At 57.1% G+C, this 15,071-nt stretch carries 15 protein-coding genes; 12 read left to right on the top strand and 3 right to left on the bottom strand.

All coding sequences use genetic code 11. From position 1 onward, the window contains the following. Window position 1: 1 nt before the first annotated feature. The 7 genes from CHH75_RS19520 (at window position 2) to CHH75_RS19550 (ending at window position 6,939) form a co-directional block, all read left to right on the top strand. Window positions 2-1,063 carry a sulfate/molybdate ABC transporter ATP-binding protein gene (locus CHH75_RS19520; RefSeq protein WP_095398970.1) on the top strand — a complete coding sequence of 354 codons (1,062 nt, stop codon included), beginning with the start codon at window positions 2-4 and terminating at the stop codon, window positions 1,061-1,063. A 38-nt stretch (window positions 1,064-1,101) separates the two neighbouring features. Then, window positions 1,102-2,163 carry a sulfate ABC transporter substrate-binding protein gene (locus CHH75_RS19525; RefSeq protein WP_095264870.1) on the top strand — a complete coding sequence of 354 codons (1,062 nt, stop codon included), beginning with the start codon at window positions 1,102-1,104 and terminating at the stop codon, window positions 2,161-2,163. A gap of 289 nt (window positions 2,164-2,452) precedes the next feature. Then, entirely contained in the window at window positions 2,453-3,760 is a 1,308-nt protein-coding gene (locus CHH75_RS19530; RefSeq protein ID WP_095398971.1) for a serpin family protein, read from the top strand. Window positions 3,761-3,896: 136 nt separating this feature from the next. After that, window positions 3,897-4,928: a TIR domain-containing protein gene (locus CHH75_RS19535; protein ID WP_095264871.1), complete on the top strand. Its 1,032-nt coding sequence runs from the start codon at window positions 3,897-3,899 to the stop codon at window positions 4,926-4,928. Next, the gene (locus tag CHH75_RS19540; protein WP_095264872.1) at window positions 4,925-5,158 is read left to right on the top strand and encodes a hypothetical protein; all 234 of its coding nucleotides are present in this window, start codon (window positions 4,925-4,927) and stop codon (window positions 5,156-5,158) included. The genes CHH75_RS19535 and CHH75_RS19540 overlap by 4 nt, the downstream gene beginning before the upstream one ends. A gap of 118 nt (window positions 5,159-5,276) precedes the next feature. After that, entirely contained in the window at window positions 5,277-6,062 is a 786-nt protein-coding gene (locus CHH75_RS19545) for an MBL fold metallo-hydrolase (protein WP_095398972.1), read from the top strand. A gap of 115 nt (window positions 6,063-6,177) precedes the next feature. Continuing rightward, window positions 6,178-6,939: a TioE family transcriptional regulator gene (locus CHH75_RS19550; RefSeq protein WP_095398973.1), complete on the top strand. Its 762-nt coding sequence runs from the start codon at window positions 6,178-6,180 to the stop codon at window positions 6,937-6,939. Between the two features lie 237 nt (window positions 6,940-7,176). Here CHH75_RS19550 and CHH75_RS19555 read toward each other — a convergent pair whose 3' ends face one another. After that, entirely contained in the window at window positions 7,177-7,974 is a 798-nt protein-coding gene (locus tag CHH75_RS19555; RefSeq protein ID WP_095264875.1) for a Cof-type HAD-IIB family hydrolase, read from the bottom strand. A gap of 60 nt (window positions 7,975-8,034) precedes the next feature. Continuing rightward, the gene (locus CHH75_RS19560; protein WP_095398974.1) at window positions 8,035-8,961 is read right to left on the bottom strand and encodes a DMT family transporter; all 927 of its coding nucleotides are present in this window, start codon (window positions 8,959-8,961) and stop codon (window positions 8,035-8,037) included. Window positions 8,962-9,254: 293 nt separating this feature from the next. Between CHH75_RS19560 and CHH75_RS19565 the strand changes: the two genes are divergently transcribed. After that, window positions 9,255-9,968 (top strand): metal-dependent hydrolase, encoded by a 714-nt coding sequence (locus CHH75_RS19565; protein ID WP_095264877.1) that lies wholly within the window; start codon window positions 9,255-9,257, stop codon window positions 9,966-9,968. 205 nt (window positions 9,969-10,173) lie between these two features. Here the strand turns inward: CHH75_RS19565 and lplA are convergent, their stop codons facing one another. Beyond that, window positions 10,174-11,175 (bottom strand): lipoate--protein ligase, encoded by a 1,002-nt coding sequence (gene lplA / locus CHH75_RS19570; protein WP_095398975.1) that lies wholly within the window; start codon window positions 11,173-11,175, stop codon window positions 10,174-10,176. A gap of 218 nt (window positions 11,176-11,393) precedes the next feature. Here lplA and cobD point away from each other — a divergent pair, with 218 nt between their 5' ends. The 4 genes from cobD to CHH75_RS19590 are packed head-to-tail and all read left to right on the top strand — an operon-like array spanning window position 11,394 to window position 14,985. Further along, window positions 11,394-12,518 carry a threonine-phosphate decarboxylase CobD gene (gene cobD / locus CHH75_RS19575; protein WP_095398976.1) on the top strand — a complete coding sequence of 375 codons (1,125 nt, stop codon included), beginning with the start codon at window positions 11,394-11,396 and terminating at the stop codon, window positions 12,516-12,518. 57 nt (window positions 12,519-12,575) lie between these two features. Then, the gene (locus tag CHH75_RS19580; protein ID WP_095398977.1) at window positions 12,576-13,310 is read left to right on the top strand and encodes an adenosylcobinamide amidohydrolase; all 735 of its coding nucleotides are present in this window, start codon (window positions 12,576-12,578) and stop codon (window positions 13,308-13,310) included. Continuing rightward, window positions 13,307-14,284 carry an adenosylcobinamide-phosphate synthase CbiB gene (gene cbiB, locus CHH75_RS19585; protein ID WP_095398978.1) on the top strand — a complete coding sequence of 326 codons (978 nt, stop codon included), beginning with the start codon at window positions 13,307-13,309 and terminating at the stop codon, window positions 14,282-14,284. The genes CHH75_RS19580 and cbiB overlap by 4 nt, the downstream gene beginning before the upstream one ends. After that, a complete protein-coding gene (locus CHH75_RS19590; RefSeq protein WP_095398979.1) occupies window positions 14,275-14,985 on the top strand; it encodes a histidine phosphatase family protein in 711 nt (236 codons plus the stop codon). The genes cbiB and CHH75_RS19590 overlap by 10 nt, the downstream gene beginning before the upstream one ends. The last annotated feature ends 86 nt before the right edge of the window (window positions 14,986-15,071 follow it).

The raw sequence follows: 15,071 nt of genomic DNA on the forward strand, positions 1-15,071 counted from the left end.
TATGCATGTGGAAGTTCGTGATCTTAACAAACACTTTGGTTCCTTTCACGCCGTGAAGAATGTCAGCTTCGAGATTGAAAAAGGCCACCTGATCGGCCTTCTAGGCCCGAGCGGCGGCGGCAAGACTTCCATTCTCCGCATGCTGGCGGGTCTGGAAACACCGGATTCCGGTGAAATCCGGTTTCACGGCAAGGTCGTCAATGACATTCCTCCGCAGGAGCGGGGCATCGGCTTTGTATTTCAGAGCTATGCGCTGTTCAAGCATATGACGGTGTTTGATAATATTGCTTTCGGCCTCAAGGTCAAGAAAGCGCCGAAGGCCAAAATCAAGGATCGGGTAATGGAACTGGTGGAGCTGACCGGACTTTCCGGCTTTGAACACCGCTATCCGCATCAGCTGTCCGGCGGACAGCGACAGCGGGTCGCTTTTGCCCGGGCCCTCGCTCCTGAACCTCAGCTGCTGCTGCTGGATGAGCCATTTGCAGCCATCGATGCGAAGATCCGGCAGGAGCTGCGCTCCTGGCTGAGAGAGCTGATCGAGCGGGTTGGCATCACCTCGATATTCGTGACGCATGACCAGGATGAGGCGATTGAAGTCGCGGATGAAATTATGATTATTAGTCAAGGACAGGTGGAGCAGAAAGGAACCCCTTGGGACATCTACAAGGAGCCGAGAACGCCGTTCGTCGCTTCGTTTATTGGCGAATCCACCGTGGTTGACAAGGCTTCCGAACTGAAAGGATTTGAATCAGCCGCGAAGCATGACGTGCGCGCACTGATCCGCCCTGAATATATCGAGATCGGCAGCGAGACGGACTTTCCGGTGTTGTCGGCAACGGAGACGGGCATCGTCCGCCACCTGCACTTCCGGGGCAGCGAATGGCTGGTGGAAGTGGAGGTTAAAGGGAACAAGCTGATCACCTACCGCTCGCTGGAGAAGGAAACGCTGCATCCGGGGCAGGAGGTTCGGGTGCTGGTGCACCGGGCCTATCTGTTCAATGATGAGAACAGCTGGATCGAGGAGAATGGCTTGAAGGTTGACCCGATGCCGATCATGATCTGAGAAGGCGCAAGAGGGAGAGGAAGAGGGAGAGGGTGTTCATGCATAATTTAATTTGGAGGCGGGTAGCCTTGCTGTCGGCAGGCATGGCGCTGCTCTTCACGATCCTGCTGACGGGATGCGCCGATCAAGAAACTTCTTCGGCCGAAGTGGTGTCAAGGCCCGGAGAGCGAACGCTTGTCATCGGGGCATACAGCGTTGTGAAGGATGCCATGGCTGAGATCATTCCGAATTTCCAGCAACAATGGAAGGAAGAGACCGGAGAGACGATCAGCTTCCAGGAATCCTATGAAGCCTCCGGGACACAAGCGCGGGCCATCGTCGGCGGATTTGAGGCAGATGTATCGCTGCTTGCGCTGGAGGGGGATGTGGATAAACTGGTCAGATCGGGGCTGGTCCGGGAGGATTGGAATCAGCAGCCTTATGGCGGGATGATTACCCGGTCGATCGTCGTCCTTGGAACGAGGGATGGCAATCCGAAAGGCATTCAGGATTTTGAGGATTTGACCCGTTCGGATGTGAAGGTGCTGTATCCGAATCCGAAAACATCCGGAGGCGCCCAGTGGGATATTAATGCCATCTATGGCGCCGGTCTGAAACGTTCGGAGGAGAAAAACGGCGTGAAGGATCCGGCAGCGGCCAAGGCGTTCCTTGAAGCCGTCCATCGCAATGTGGAGTCGCTCGACAAGAGCGGCAGGGCCTCGATGGCCGCCTTCGAATACGGCGTCGGCGATGTGATCGTCACGTATGAGAATGAGCTGCTGGCACGCATCGCCCAGGGCGTCGCTTATGATATCGTAATTCCGGATGATACCATTCTGATTGAGAATCCGGCCGTGGTGGTGGATCGCTATGCGAGCGAGCGCGGAACGACGGATGTGGCCGAGGCGTTTATTGCGTATTTACGTTCTCCCGAGGCCCAGGACATTTTTGTGAAATACGGATTCCGGCCGGTGGAAGAGTCCGTAGCAGAACGGACGAAGGGGATGTTCACCGAGCCTCCGGGCCTGTTTGACATCGAATATCTCGGCGGTTGGGATCATGTGCGGGAAACACTGTATTCCAAGCGGGGCATCTGGTATCAGGTGCTGGCCGGCATTTAAGATGAATTGAATGACTAGCGGTAGCATGAAAGGCTTTGTCTCGTCGAAGGACGGGGCAAAGCCTTTTGTTATATAAGCCTGTAGCCTGTGTGCTGGTTCGGCAGCACGTCCCCAATCCAAGACCGAGTTGAAAGCCCTGAAAGCCCTCCCTCTCGCCGTTCAAGATAAAGGGCATGCTGGGGGAGAACTGCTGCATCTCCGCATGCCGCAACATCCTGGCGCAATACTTCGTCTAATAACGAGGAAAGAAGCGGGTTGATAAGGTGACCTACACGAAGGAGGTTCGAATATGGGGAGAAGCGGATGGGCGATGCTTGGCCTGGCGGTGCTGCTGGCATTGACGGCCTGTGGCGGTCCTGGACAAGGGGAGAATGGCGGGGAGCTGCATTTGGACAAGGAGCAGAGCAAGCGTCATGATTCAGTCAATACGTCCAGGGAGGTGCCGGAGCTTACGGAAGATGAGCGGAAACGCCTGCTGTATGCTGTGAACAGGGAGATGATCGAGGCTCAAAACCGGCTGGGGCTATCGATCCATCAGCAGTTGGTGGAGTCATCGGCGGAGCCGAATGTGATGCTGTCTCCCTACAGCATCACGGCTGCGCTGGCGCTGGCGTATAACGGCAGCGCCGGGATGACGCAGGAGGAGATGGCGGGGGTGCTGGGCTGGTCGGGCATGGATCTGGATGAGATTAATGAGAACAACCGGCACCTCAAACTTCTGCTTGAGCAGGGCGGCGGGGTGCTGCTGAATGTAGCCAACTCGGTATGGCATCATCAGGGAGTGATGCTCCAGCAGCCGTATATAAGTGCGGTCCGTGACAGCTACGGAGCCGAGGTTCGGAAAACGGACTTGACGAGTTCACAAGCGGTGGAGGAGATCAACAGCTGGGTCGAGGAGAAGACCCGTGGCAAGATCAGCGAGATCCTTGATGAGCCTCCGAATGCAGCTGCGATGCTGATCAATGCGGTCTATTTCAACGGCAATTGGAAGCAGGCATTTGACCCGTCCTTGACGGTCAAGGATTCGTTCAAGCTGCCGGATGGCAAGCTGTCTGAGGTTCAGATGATGCAGCAGGAGGAGCGCTTTGCTTACAAGGAAAGCGAGGATTGGCAGGCTGTTCGGCTTCCGTACGGAGACGGGCGAATGGAGATGCTCATTCTGCTGCCGTCAGAACAATCCTCGCTTGATATTATGCATACCGCGCTGTGGGAGAACGAGCTGGAATGGAGGGAGGGCTTTGGCATGGAGAAGGTGGATCTGGCCTTGCCCAAGTTCAAGCTGGAGGCTTCAGCCGAGCTGTCAGCTGCGCTGGAGCAGCTCGGCATGAGGGCAGCTTTTCAAGACCAGGCGGCGGATTTCAGCCGGATGGCGGATAACGGGGCTGACTTTTTTATTGGCCGGGTTCAACACAAGGTGTACATTGACGTCCATGAGGCGGGCACGGAAGCAGCGGCGGTGACGGGTATCGAGATGCAGACAAGCGCAGCGCCGCCGTCCGAGCCGGTTATCATGCATGTCGATCGCCCGTTTTTCTTCGCCATCGAAGATCGGGATACAGGCGCATGGTTATTTATGGGGTCTGTCAATCAACCTTAGCATATACTATATCAGACAGCAGCTGGTGGTGAATTGCTGGCAGATGGAATGATTCCTGAAATACAGCCAAAAATAGGAAACTTTGTTATAATGGTCGATAAGACGAAATTGTATAACAAAGGGGAATATGGTGCCTATGTCCATACCAAAGCCGAATTTATTCATAGGTTCTTCCAGAGAGGCCATTAAGTATGCTAGGGCCATACATGAACAGATTAAGCGGGCCGCGCAGGTGACACCGTGGTACGGCGGAACGTTCGGGCCGAACATGTATACGATGGAAGCTTTGGAGAAGCAGCTGGCGTCCAGTGATTTTGGCGTGTTCGTATTTTCCCCGGATGACATTGCGCTGATTCGGGGCAAGCATGTGTTTATCACCCGCGACAACACCTTGTTTGAGATGGGGCTGTTCTGGGGAAGGCTTGGCAGAAGAAGGGTGTACTGCATGATTCCCGACCAGGTTGAGCCGGAAAAAGACTTGATACACGATGCGACAGTGGAGGAATACCATCTTCTATCCGATCTGCAGGGCATCACGCTGCTGGAATACGAGCTTCGGAGCGACGGGGATTATAAATCAGCGGTGGATGTGGCCTGCGGACATATTATGAACGCCATTGCCGAGGAAGGATTTTACCACGATCCGGTGGACATCATTGAGCAGAAGGAAGCCGAGCTCCGGCGGAAGCAAAGCGTGCTCCATTTCTTCTGGGAGTTTAACCGCAACGTACAGGTCACGGATGAGACGGAGAAGTTTCATGCGCTCAGCGAAGCGGTGCGCAATTCCCTGCTCCCTCCTGCCCGCGGCGATTACCGGGTAACCGGGGCCGCATTCTGGGGACGAAGAGGGGATGAAGGCATTGCGCATATCGGGGGTAATGTAGGAAGAGGGAGATTTTTCCCGTTTGATGGTGACGAAGCACGCTCGCCGAGCAATCAGTCGATTTATGTGCTGGACGTGTATCATAGTGGAAAATGGGCATTTTATCATGAGGAGGAAGTTGCGCAGGTGTATGTGTTCTGCTATCCTTTAGGTGTGAATCATGTGCTGTCGGTCCATTTTACAGGACATGAAATGCTTGACGATGAAGACCTCGCAGAGGTTGTGGAGCAGAATCGGGAGTTGCTTCGCACCATCAGGTATCTAGTTGGAGGGGATTCGCAATGAGCGGAAAAGAGAAAAAGAAATCGACAGAAGGCAACCAAGGATCCGCCAACGGCAGCTGGGTGGTTAGAGGTCCGATTCCTATGACAAGCTCGCTGAAGTCGAAGAAGCGCACAGGAAGACGGCAGAACAAGAACGGTGTATTTGTAGGCCCTTCGGTTGAAGGCGTCGACAAAAAATACGTCAAGGTGATCAGCGGAGCTGTAGATGACAAGAAGCCATCATTCGCATAAATCATAGTGTAACGATAGCAGGCCGTTCGGCATACATTCCGGGCGGCTTTATTGTGTTATCCGGATATGCTGTACGGTGCCCGGATTTCCAGGACATTGACAGGGAGGCATAATCACAATGAGTGCAGATCAATTGACGTTTTTGGGAACGGGAGATGCAATGGGGGTGCCGAGGGTCTATTGTGACTGCGCAGTCTGTGCAGAGGCGCGCGATACAGGGATGAACCGGAGGCTCCGTTCCTCGGTGATGATCGAGAGTGGAGCGGATTTTTTCCTTGTGGATTGCGGTCCGGATTGGCGCGTCATGATGGAGCATATCGGTCAGCGAACAGTCAGACACATTCTAGTTACCCACCCGCATTTCGATCATATCGGAGGATTGCCGGAATGGGCGGATGCGTGCCGCTGGCTCGGCGAGAAGGGTAATCTGTACGCTCCGCAGGAGGTGCTGAGCAAGATTGTGGAGCAGTATCCTTGGCTGCCGGGCAACCTGGAGATGACGGCTGTGGATCATGGAGTACAACTGTGCGGCTGGCACATCATCTGCTGGAGAGTCAACCATGGCAAGAACGGCTACTCCTATGCCTACCGGCTGGAGAAGAACGGATTCGTCTGGGCCTACAATTCGGATTCCATCGATTTGAACGCGGAGGAGAAGGCGCACTTGAGGGGGCTGGACCTATTGGTGCTGGGGACGAGCTTTGTTCATGAGAAGGCGGCATTTGCAACGCGGTCGGTCTATGATATGCGCGAAGCGGCTGACCTGCTGGCCGAACTGAAGCCGCGACAGACGATTTATACCCATATGTCCCATGATGTGGACGTGCGGCGGGACCTGCCTTTGCCGGAGGGTGTCCGATTGGCATGTACGGGAATGAAAGTGCGACTGGCTCAGGAGTCATAGAACAAGATAGACGGAAGTGCACGGTAGGTTAGCCCAGAATTATTGGCAGGCGAGGCACGGAATGCGCGCCACAGGCGTATGCGGGACGGATCTGAAGAAGGTGTAGGAGGGAATTATGCGGTACTACAAGCCGAAGGAAATCGCAGATGAGCTGCAGATCAGCACCAGCGCGCTGCGGCATTATGAAGCGTGGGGCGTGGTGCCGCCCCCGGAGCGGGCCGAGAATGGCCACCGCCTGTATACGAGCGAGCATGTTGCATACTTTCGCTGCTTGCGGGCGATGTTTCCCGGATTCGGGTACGGGATGACTTATGAAGTGCTGCGCTTCATTCAGAAGCGGGAGCTTGATGACGCACTGTGGCTGGTTAATGCCGAGCAGGCCAAGCTGCAGCAGGAGAAAATGCTGGCGGATCAAACGCTGGCACTGCTGGAGGACCCGTCGCTGGAGATGGTGAAAGGAAAGCGGCTGAAGCCGCGCATGACCATTGGCGAGGTCGCCGAGCTGGCGGATGTGGAGACATCGGCCATTCGCCACTGGGAGAAGGAGGGGCTGCTGAGCCCGGAGAGGAATCCGGACAATGGCTACCGGCTCTATACGCCGCTTCATGTCAGGCAAATTTTGCTGATCCGTTCCCTGCGCAAAACAGTGTTTTTTCTGGAGAAGATCAAGGGGATTGTTCAGGCGGTCGAGCACCAGAGCATTGAGCAGGCCCGGAAAATGATGCGGGAGGCGCTGTCTGTCATTCACGAGCGAATTCGTCAGCAGTTTCACGGTGTCTACAAATTGGTGGAACTGTGCATCGAGCTCGGGCTGATCGATGGCAGCGATGCTGCGTTGACGCGGACGCTGCATACATTCGAGGGCGGCGGGACGTAATCCATCGGCAGAGGCGGGAGAGGGGGAGGGAGAGGGAGAGGGGCAATGAAAAAGGAGCAAGCCAAGCATCGGAAGGCGGCCGGCCGGTCAATCTGAGCGGCTGTCCGCATGCCCTCCGGACCCGGCGCTTGGGCAGCTTATGCGTGCCCGCAGTCAGGCAAGTTTATCCGGTTCGTTGTCCTTCCTTGCCTAATATAATACTGCCCGGCAACAGCTGCCGGGCAGTACTGGACTTCATTAGAGCACAAATTTCTCGATCACGTGCTTCACGCCGTCCTCGTTATTGCTCAAGGTTACATAGTCAGCAATAGCCTTCAGCGGCTCGATCGCATTTCCCATCGCGACGCCGAGCCCGGCTGCCTCGAGCATTTCATGATCATTCCAGGAATCCCCGATCGCAATCGTCTCGCTCAGATCACAGTTGAAATGGTTCGCCAGGAACGTCAGGGCATGCCCTTTGGTTCCTTCCTTGTGCATGAACTCGAGGAAATGCGGCTTGGACTTCGTGATATGAACCTGGTCGCCAAGCAGCTCCTTGAATACAGGAATCAACTCATCAAGGTAGTCCGGATCATCGATGATGAGCATTTTTGGCGTCGGCTTGCGCACGACCTGGATGAAGTCCGGCTCAATATAATAAGGGGTGCGGTTCAGGGCGCAGTAATCGATCAGCTTCTCATTTTCCTCCCGGGAATAGAGCTTGTCATCGATATACGTTTGCAGGTGCAGGTTATGCTGAACGCAGTATTCATACAGCTTCTCGGCAGCATCCACCGGGAAATAGCGCTCGTAGAGCACCTTTTCATCCAGCAGATTTTTGATCAGTGCACCCTGATACGTAATGATCGGCACATTCAGTCCGGTCTGCCGGGCGATCGCCTGTGCGGATGCATAAGCCCGACCGGTTGCAAGGGTGACTACGACGCCTTTGGCAACCGCCTGCTCCAGCGCGCGCTGTACACCGGGGGTAACCTCTTTGTCGTCATTAATGAGCGTGTCGTCGATGTCGATGGCCATCAGTTTGTAAGTGGTCATGGTATTCTCTCCTCTTCGATCTCTGTATTGTTCTCTCTCTAACTCATCATACCTGTGATTCTATTGTACCTGTTCCGGCACAGACTTCAATTCCGCTTCCGGTGCAGACTTCAATTCTGCCATAATCATGCCCGCCAGAATGCACACACATCCGAATATGCCTGCAGTGCCGAGACGCTCGCCGGCAAACAGCATTCCGGTCAACGCGGCGAAGACGGGCTCCATCGCGTAAATGACCGCCACCCGGGATGGGGTGGTGAATTTCTGGCAAGCAGTCTGGATCCAGAAGGCGAAGGCGCTGGCCGGCCCGATGGACACCACAAGCGCCCAGATGACATCGGGCTGCTGCAGCATGTCGTAAATCTCCGACGTATTGGCGAAGGTCTCGGTTGCCCCGGAGGCGGCCATGCTGAGCACACCAACGACCGCCATTTGCAGCGCGGCAAGCAGCAGCGGAGGATACTTGGCTGCGTATAATCCGGTATAGCCGATGTGGAGCGCGAATCCGAACGCACAGACAAGCACGAGCGCATCCCCTTTGTTCAGGCTCATCCCGCTGCCGGCAAAGGCGAGCAAGTACAGTCCGGCAGCAGCCAGAAAAGCGCTGACCCAGGTCAATCTGGAGATGGAATGCTTCAGCAGCACAAACGACAGGAAGGGGACGAGCACCACGGACAGACCGGTAATAAATCCGGCATTGGACGTGGTGGTATACAGCAGCCCCGCGGTCTGAAACGCATAGCCGATAAACAAAAAAAGTCCAAGCAGACAGGCATGGAGCACCATTCTGACGGACAGCTGCTTCCACTGCCTGGAATAAAAGACGGAAATGATAAGCGCCAGCAGCAGGGCGGCACCCAAAAAGCGGACGGCGTTAAAAGCCATCGGCGGCAAAATTCGCACCGCATGCTGCACGATGAGGAAGGTGCTGCCCCACAGCATCGCCACCATAAGCAGGCTCATATCGGCCATTCGCGAACGGTTCACTACAGAGGTCATCCTTTCTGACGTAACAGGTCTTCCCTAACTATGGCTGTAAAACAGCAAGTGACCAAATTGTATCCCATAACCGGGCCTGGGACAAGCACTTTTGCGCTCGGAAGCAGCCGGACGGAGCGTGCCTTAAACGGTATGCCGGGCGGCGAAAGAGTGGCAGGGCCATAGACGGAGAATGGATGAATATGGACAACATGGCAGGGAATTTGCTATACTGAATAACCGAACATGCATTCTCATTCAGGGTGCAGTTCGTTACCCACAGCCGAAAGGAAGTAATCATCATGATGGGAAGAGCACATTTGATTATCGGGACGGGGGTCACCGTATCCATCATGGGCCTGGCTGGCGTCCCCGTGACGCTCCCTGCGGTCGGCGTGGCTTTGGTCAGCTCGCTTCTTCCCGACATCGACGAGCCGAACTCGCTGCTGGTGCGCCGGGCGATCCCGACGGAACTGCTGCGCATTCTCCAGCTGTCGCTTATCGGCGCTGCACTCATCGTCGGATATTACGGCTCGGAATATACGCCGTGGAATCTCGTCTTGTCCGCCCTGATCGGGATGGTGTCGTTTCTTCCGGGGCGGACGCTGCGGCATGTCGTCATGTTTCTGATCGGCCTGGGGCTGCTGTTCCTCGGTCAGAGACTGAGCCCGTGGAACACCATTGCCGGCAGCGTCCTCATCGCGGCGTCGCTGGTGACACACCGCGGTTTGACACATACGCTGTACGCAACGGTGGGCTGGACGGCGCTGCTTTATTTCGCTTCCCAGGGCAGGGAAGGGGCGGAAAGCTTATGGATTGCCGGAGGCATATCCTATTTCATTCATCTGCTGTCCGATGCGCTTACGAACCATGGCATTCGTCCGCTGCCGCCATTCAAATTCAAGATCAAGCTCAAAATGATGAGCACAGGCAGCAAGTGGGGGAGAAATGTAGAGAACGTTTTTATTTTATTGACCCTGCTGCTCGTCTGGTATGTGTTCATGGGGTCGCGGTAACTTCGAAGTGAGGCGCGGTATTGCATCTCCCGGCGCCTCTGCCCGGCATGCCTGCCTTGTGCCGGTCTTCATGCAGCGCGTGGATGTGAGCGGGTTGTGCGCTTGCTCCCTTTCTGTACATGATCGCAGAAAAACCTCCTGTCTTCGCCGGGGATGACCCGCAGGACAGGAGGTTTTTTGTTGTTGGGGTATGGATGGAAGCAGGTTATTCTTCGAGGAAAATAAGCCCGACCAGATCATCGAACTCGATATTGCCGAAGTAATGCTTGACGTTTATATCTGCAAGTGCGGACCGGACAGACTGTTCTTCATAACGTTTGCCGCGGAGCAGATTCTCGATGTCGGTGACATCCCCCACGCCGAAGAAGTCCCCGTAAATTTTAATCTCCGCAATATGCCCATCCTTAATGTTCATGCGAATGTCGATAATGCCGGCCGGGAATTTCTTCGCATGCTTCACATTGCTTTCCGGCGATTGACCGTAGTTCCAGTCCCAATTCCGATAGCGCTCCTCCGAGATTTGGCGGATGATCTCCCAATCCTTCTCCTGCAGCACATATTGCGGCACTTGATCCGGTTCCATGCCGAAGATGGAACGCAGCAGCTCGGCCCGGAACTCCTCGATGGTCATGTCGGTGCCAAGCAGCTCCTTAATGTTGGCTACACGGCTGCGGACCGACTTGGTGCTCTTGGATTTGAACTTCTCCGGGTTCACGTTCAGCGACGCCTGGACATCGTCCAGATTAAGGTCGAACATCAGAGTGCCGTGGCTGAACATCCGGCCGCGCGTAGCGAATTGGGCGTTGCCGGATATCTTCTTCTCCCCGACCTGCAGGTCGTTGCGGCCGCTCAGTTCAGCCGGGACGCCCATCTTCTGCAGAAAGTCGATGACCGGCTGTGTGAATTTCAGGAAATTGTGAAAGGACTGGCCGTCATCCTTCGTAATAAAGCTGAAGTTGAGGTTGCCGAGATCATGATAGACAGCCCCGCCGCCGGATAGACGGCGCACCACCTGAATATTGTGGTCGCGCACATATTCCTGATTGATCTCTTCAATCGTATTCTGATGCTTCCCGATAATGATGGAAGGGCTGTTGATATAAAACAGAAGGTAGCTTTCATCTGTGGACAGATGCTTCAAAGCATACTCTTCAATCGCTAGATTTATGGTGGGATCGTGAATTCCCTGGTTATCGATAAACAGCATGACGTTTCCTCCGTTACGATTACGAAATGGTGTGTCCAAAACCTATTGTAAACCAATTTTCATAGGGAGACAAAGGCCTATCTGTTGACGCGGCGGGCGGCGGCAAGACATAATGAGGCATTGAATCCGGTTGATATTATACGGTGCTGCGGCCGTGGCTAAGCGAGCAGGACATCATTCGTTCTTGCTGCAGCCGCAAGCAGGCGGGGGGATTATAGATGAGTGACAACAGCCATCCGTTCGTGGAGGTATACGGGCATGGCGGCGATGTGGAGACCGCGGCGCAGAGATTCGGAGGAGACGCGGCTGCCTACTTGGACTACAGTGCCAATATTAATCCGCTTGGCCCTCCCCAGGAGGTCATGCATGCGCTCCAGGATGCAATGAAGGCAATTATCCGTTACCCGGACCCCGGTCATCGCGGGTTCAAGCGACGGCTGTCCGACAAGCTCGGGATCGGGGAGGAGCAGCTGCTGGCCGGCAACGGGGCTGCCGAGTGCATGGCGCTGCTGCTGCTTGGACTAAAGCCGCAAACGGTCGGCGTGGTGGAGCCCTGCTTCTCGGAGTACCGCCAGTTGGCCGAGCAGTTCGGCTGCAAGGTGCGTACCGTCTACGGCCGGGAGGACAGGGACTGGAGGGCGGATAAGGCGCAGATTGCGGAACTCCTGTCCGCGACGGATCTCGTATTCCTCGGACAGCCGAACAATCCGAACGGCGTTCAGTACGAGCTCGCCGACATTCGCGAGCTGGCCGGCGCCGCGGAGCGGTGCGGCGCCTGGCTGGTGCTGGATGAGGCGTTTATCGATTTTATTCCGGCACGGCAGCGTCAGACGCTGCTGCCCGAGCTCGCCAATTATCCGAGAACGGTCATTATCAGGTCGATGACGAAGTTTTATGCCATCCCGGGGCTTCGGCTCGGCTATGCATGCGCGCATCCCGAGGTGATCCGGGCGATGGCGGGCAAGCAGGTGACCTGGAGCGTGAACGGGCTGGCACTGCTGGCCGGGGAGGCCTGCCTGGCGAGCGGCCGGGATTTTGAACAGCAGACGCTGGCGCTGATCGATACCGAGCGCTCGCGGCTGACGGACGGCTTGCGGGCGCTGCGCTTCCGGGTCTCGCCGGGAGAGGCGAACTATGTGCTCGCAGAGCTGCCCGAGCCGTGGAACGCCGAGCGGTTCCAGCGCGAGATGGGACGGTGCGGCATCCTGGTGCGAAGCTGCGCCATGTATCCGGGGCTTAGAGCAGGACATATCCGGCTGGCGGTGAAGGATGCTGCCGCCAATCAGCGACTGCTGCATGGGATAGCGGAGGTGCTGGCGAAACAGCCCGGGACGTGGACATGAAGCGCCGGTGTGGCGTCTGTTCTGAAACAATGCAGGTGGAATAAGGGGGAGAGCAACATGGCGTTGCCATTTATAAACGGAATGACCGGTCATGTGACATCATCCATATGGGAAGGAGTCCGGCTGTCGCTCGTGGCGGGAGGGCATCCTCATCTGCTGCTGTCCTTGCCCCGGGCGAGCGATGCAGTCAGCAGCGCGGTATTCGGCGGCGGGTTTCTTCAACTGGATCACATCGTGAACCGGTATGTCGATCACAGCTATGATTGCAGCGATCCGGTGTCGGATATGCAGGCGTTCGCGGCTGCCTGCGGCTATCCGTCCGCTTCGACGGCGGGGCTGTTAACCGCCGTGAAGCTGCAGCAGGTTTCGCTGTGGGAAGAGCGAGGCAGCGAGGCATCGGTTCTATGCTGCACGACCGCCGGCACGGGCAATGCTGCCCGGGCGGGGGCGGCCAGAACGACGTATGCGGCGGCGTACAAGCCGGGCACGATCAACACGGTGCTGCTGATCGACGGGAAGCTGACGCACGCCTGCCTTGTGAATGCGGTCCTTACAGCAGCGGAGGCGAAGGCGGCGGCGCTCGGTGATCTCGGCGTGCGTGACGCAGAGACCGATGCGCTGGCGACCGGCACGACAACCGATGCCATTGTGGTCTGTGCCAGCCAGAGTGAGGCCTATGGCACCGAGCATCGGTATGCCGGAACCGCGACCGATCTGGGCGGGATGATCGGGCGACTCGTATACGAGAGCGTTGCCGAGAGTCTGGCCGCTTACCGGAAGGCGCTGCCATGAATGCAGGCTGGGTTATATGGGCGGCGGTGGCGCTGGATCTGCTGATCGGGGATCCGCGCTGGCTGCCGCATCCGGTCATCGGGATGGGCAAGCTCATCCGCGCCGTGGAGCAGCGCATCCGGCGGCGTGTCACCTCGTCGCTGGGGCTGAAGCGGGCCGGTGTGCTGCTGCCGCTGATCGTGGTCGGCAGCTCCTTCGCGCTCACCTGGCTGCTGATTGCGGCCCTAACGCGCGTTCACCCCTGGCTCGGCATCGGGGCGGAAGCGGTGCTGATCGCCACCACGATTGCGATCAAGGGGCTCCGGGATGCCGGTATGGAGGTGTATCGCGATCTCCGGTCCGGAAATATGACGCAGGCGCGCCGTTCGCTCGGGATGATTGTCGGCAGGGACACGGACCATCTGGATGAGCCGGAGGTCGTTCGCGGGACGGTTGAGACCGTGGCGGAGAACATTGTGGATGCGGTCGTGTCGCCGCTCTTCTATGCCTTGATCGGCGGGGCGCCGCTGGCCATGGCTTACCGGGCGGTCAATACGCTCGATTCCATGGTCGGCTATAAGAATGAACAGTACGCGCAGCTGGGCTGGGCCTCCGCCAGGCTCGACGATGCTGCGAATTGGATACCGGCCAGGCTGACGGCCGGATTGCTTGTGGCGGCTTCGGCGCTCCTGTCACTCAAGTGGAGGCGGGCGCTCCATATCGTTCGCCGCGACGCTAGGAAGCATCCGAGTCCGAACAGCGGATTTCCAGAATCGGCGGTTGCCGGGGCGCTGGGCATCCGGCTTGGCGGTGAGAACCGCTATCAAGGGGTGGTCTCTTTCCGCGCCTTTATGGGCGATCCCGATCGCCCGCTGCGGGCGGAAGATATTCGGACCACCGCCCGGCTCCTGCTGGCTGTCTCGCTGATGTTCGCCATCCTGGGCACCGCGATTCTGATCCTGGTTCAGGAAATGGGAGGGCGGTTATGGCTGTAAGTGTCGTTGTCCATCTGCTCCGGCATGGCCGGACGCGCTGGAATGAGCAGCGCCGATATATGGGGCATACCGATCAGCTTCTTGCGCCAGGGGCTCTAACCGAACTTGAGCCGCTGAGGAGACGCTATCATAGACATGACTTTGGCAAGATCTACTGCAGCGACCTCAGCCGATGCAGACAGACGCTAGGTTACGTGCTGTCAGCGACGGGAGCGGATCAGGATCCTGCTCTGATTCCGGCCAAGCTGGGAGAAACGGTGCCGGGGGTCTGTTATGATGTCCGGCTGCGCGAGCTGGACTTCGGACAATGGGAAGGCAAAACCTATGATGATCTGAAGGAGAATCCGGCGTACCGCAGCTGGATCGATGATCCGTCCTCTGTCACGCCGCCGGGCGGTGAGAGCTGGGAGGCGTTCCAGCAGCGGATCGGTCAGTTTCTGAACAACCTGTACCTGGAGCTCGACGAGATGGCTGGAGCCGCGGAATCCGAAGCTCTCGAAGGCGGGCACGGGAAGCGGCCTGAAGCGGCATGCGGACCATCCGATGTGCTGATCGTGACCCATGGGGGCGTCATCCGGCAGATGATGACACAGCTGGTGGACGGTGTGAAGTTCTGGGCGCTGCCGCTTGAGCCCGGTGAAGCGCTTCGGGTGCGTCTCACCAGAAGCAGCGCAGGCTGGCGCGGCGAGCGTCTGCCTTGACACCCGGCTGCATCTGCTGGCGGTGAGCGTCTGGATGCAGTCAGGGCAGGGAGGACGCATGCTCTGACCACTTGGCCGCCAAGAAA

The sequence above is a fragment of the Paenibacillus sp. 7541 genome, from assembly GCF_002276395.1.
Classification (GTDB): Bacteria; Bacillota; Bacilli; order Paenibacillales; family Paenibacillaceae; genus Paenibacillus_AQ; species Paenibacillus_AQ campinasensis.

Excerpts from the sequence above, each read along its gene's own strand:
- CHH75_RS19545 (WP_095398972.1), top strand. The coding sequence starts at position 5,277 with ATGAGTGCAGATCAATTGACGTTTTTGGGAACGGGAGATGCAATGGGG.
- CHH75_RS19530 (WP_095398971.1), top strand. The coding sequence starts at position 2,453 with ATGGGGAGAAGCGGATGGGCGATGCTTGGCCTGGCGGTGCTGCTGGCA.
- CHH75_RS19525 (WP_095264870.1), top strand. The coding sequence starts at position 1,102 with ATGCATAATTTAATTTGGAGGCGGGTAGCCTTGCTGTCGGCAGGCATG.
- lplA (WP_095398975.1), bottom strand. The coding sequence starts at position 11,175 with ATGCTGTTTATCGATAACCAGGGAATTCACGATCCCACCATAAATCTA.
- CHH75_RS19550 (WP_095398973.1), top strand. The coding sequence starts at position 6,178 with ATGCGGTACTACAAGCCGAAGGAAATCGCAGATGAGCTGCAGATCAGC.
- CHH75_RS19565 (WP_095264877.1), top strand. The coding sequence starts at position 9,255 with ATGATGGGAAGAGCACATTTGATTATCGGGACGGGGGTCACCGTATCC.
- CHH75_RS19520 (WP_095398970.1), top strand. The coding sequence starts at position 2 with ATGCATGTGGAAGTTCGTGATCTTAACAAACACTTTGGTTCCTTTCAC.
- CHH75_RS19555 (WP_095264875.1), bottom strand. The coding sequence starts at position 7,974 with ATGACCACTTACAAACTGATGGCCATCGACATCGACGACACGCTCATT.
- CHH75_RS19540 (WP_095264872.1), top strand. The coding sequence starts at position 4,925 with ATGAGCGGAAAAGAGAAAAAGAAATCGACAGAAGGCAACCAAGGATCC.
- CHH75_RS19535 (WP_095264871.1), top strand. The coding sequence starts at position 3,897 with ATGTCCATACCAAAGCCGAATTTATTCATAGGTTCTTCCAGAGAGGCC.
- CHH75_RS19580 (WP_095398977.1), top strand. The coding sequence starts at position 12,576 with ATGGCGTTGCCATTTATAAACGGAATGACCGGTCATGTGACATCATCC.
- CHH75_RS19590 (WP_095398979.1), top strand. The coding sequence starts at position 14,275 with ATGGCTGTAAGTGTCGTTGTCCATCTGCTCCGGCATGGCCGGACGCGC.
- cobD (WP_095398976.1), top strand. The coding sequence starts at position 11,394 with ATGAGTGACAACAGCCATCCGTTCGTGGAGGTATACGGGCATGGCGGC.
- cbiB (WP_095398978.1), top strand. The coding sequence starts at position 13,307 with ATGAATGCAGGCTGGGTTATATGGGCGGCGGTGGCGCTGGATCTGCTG.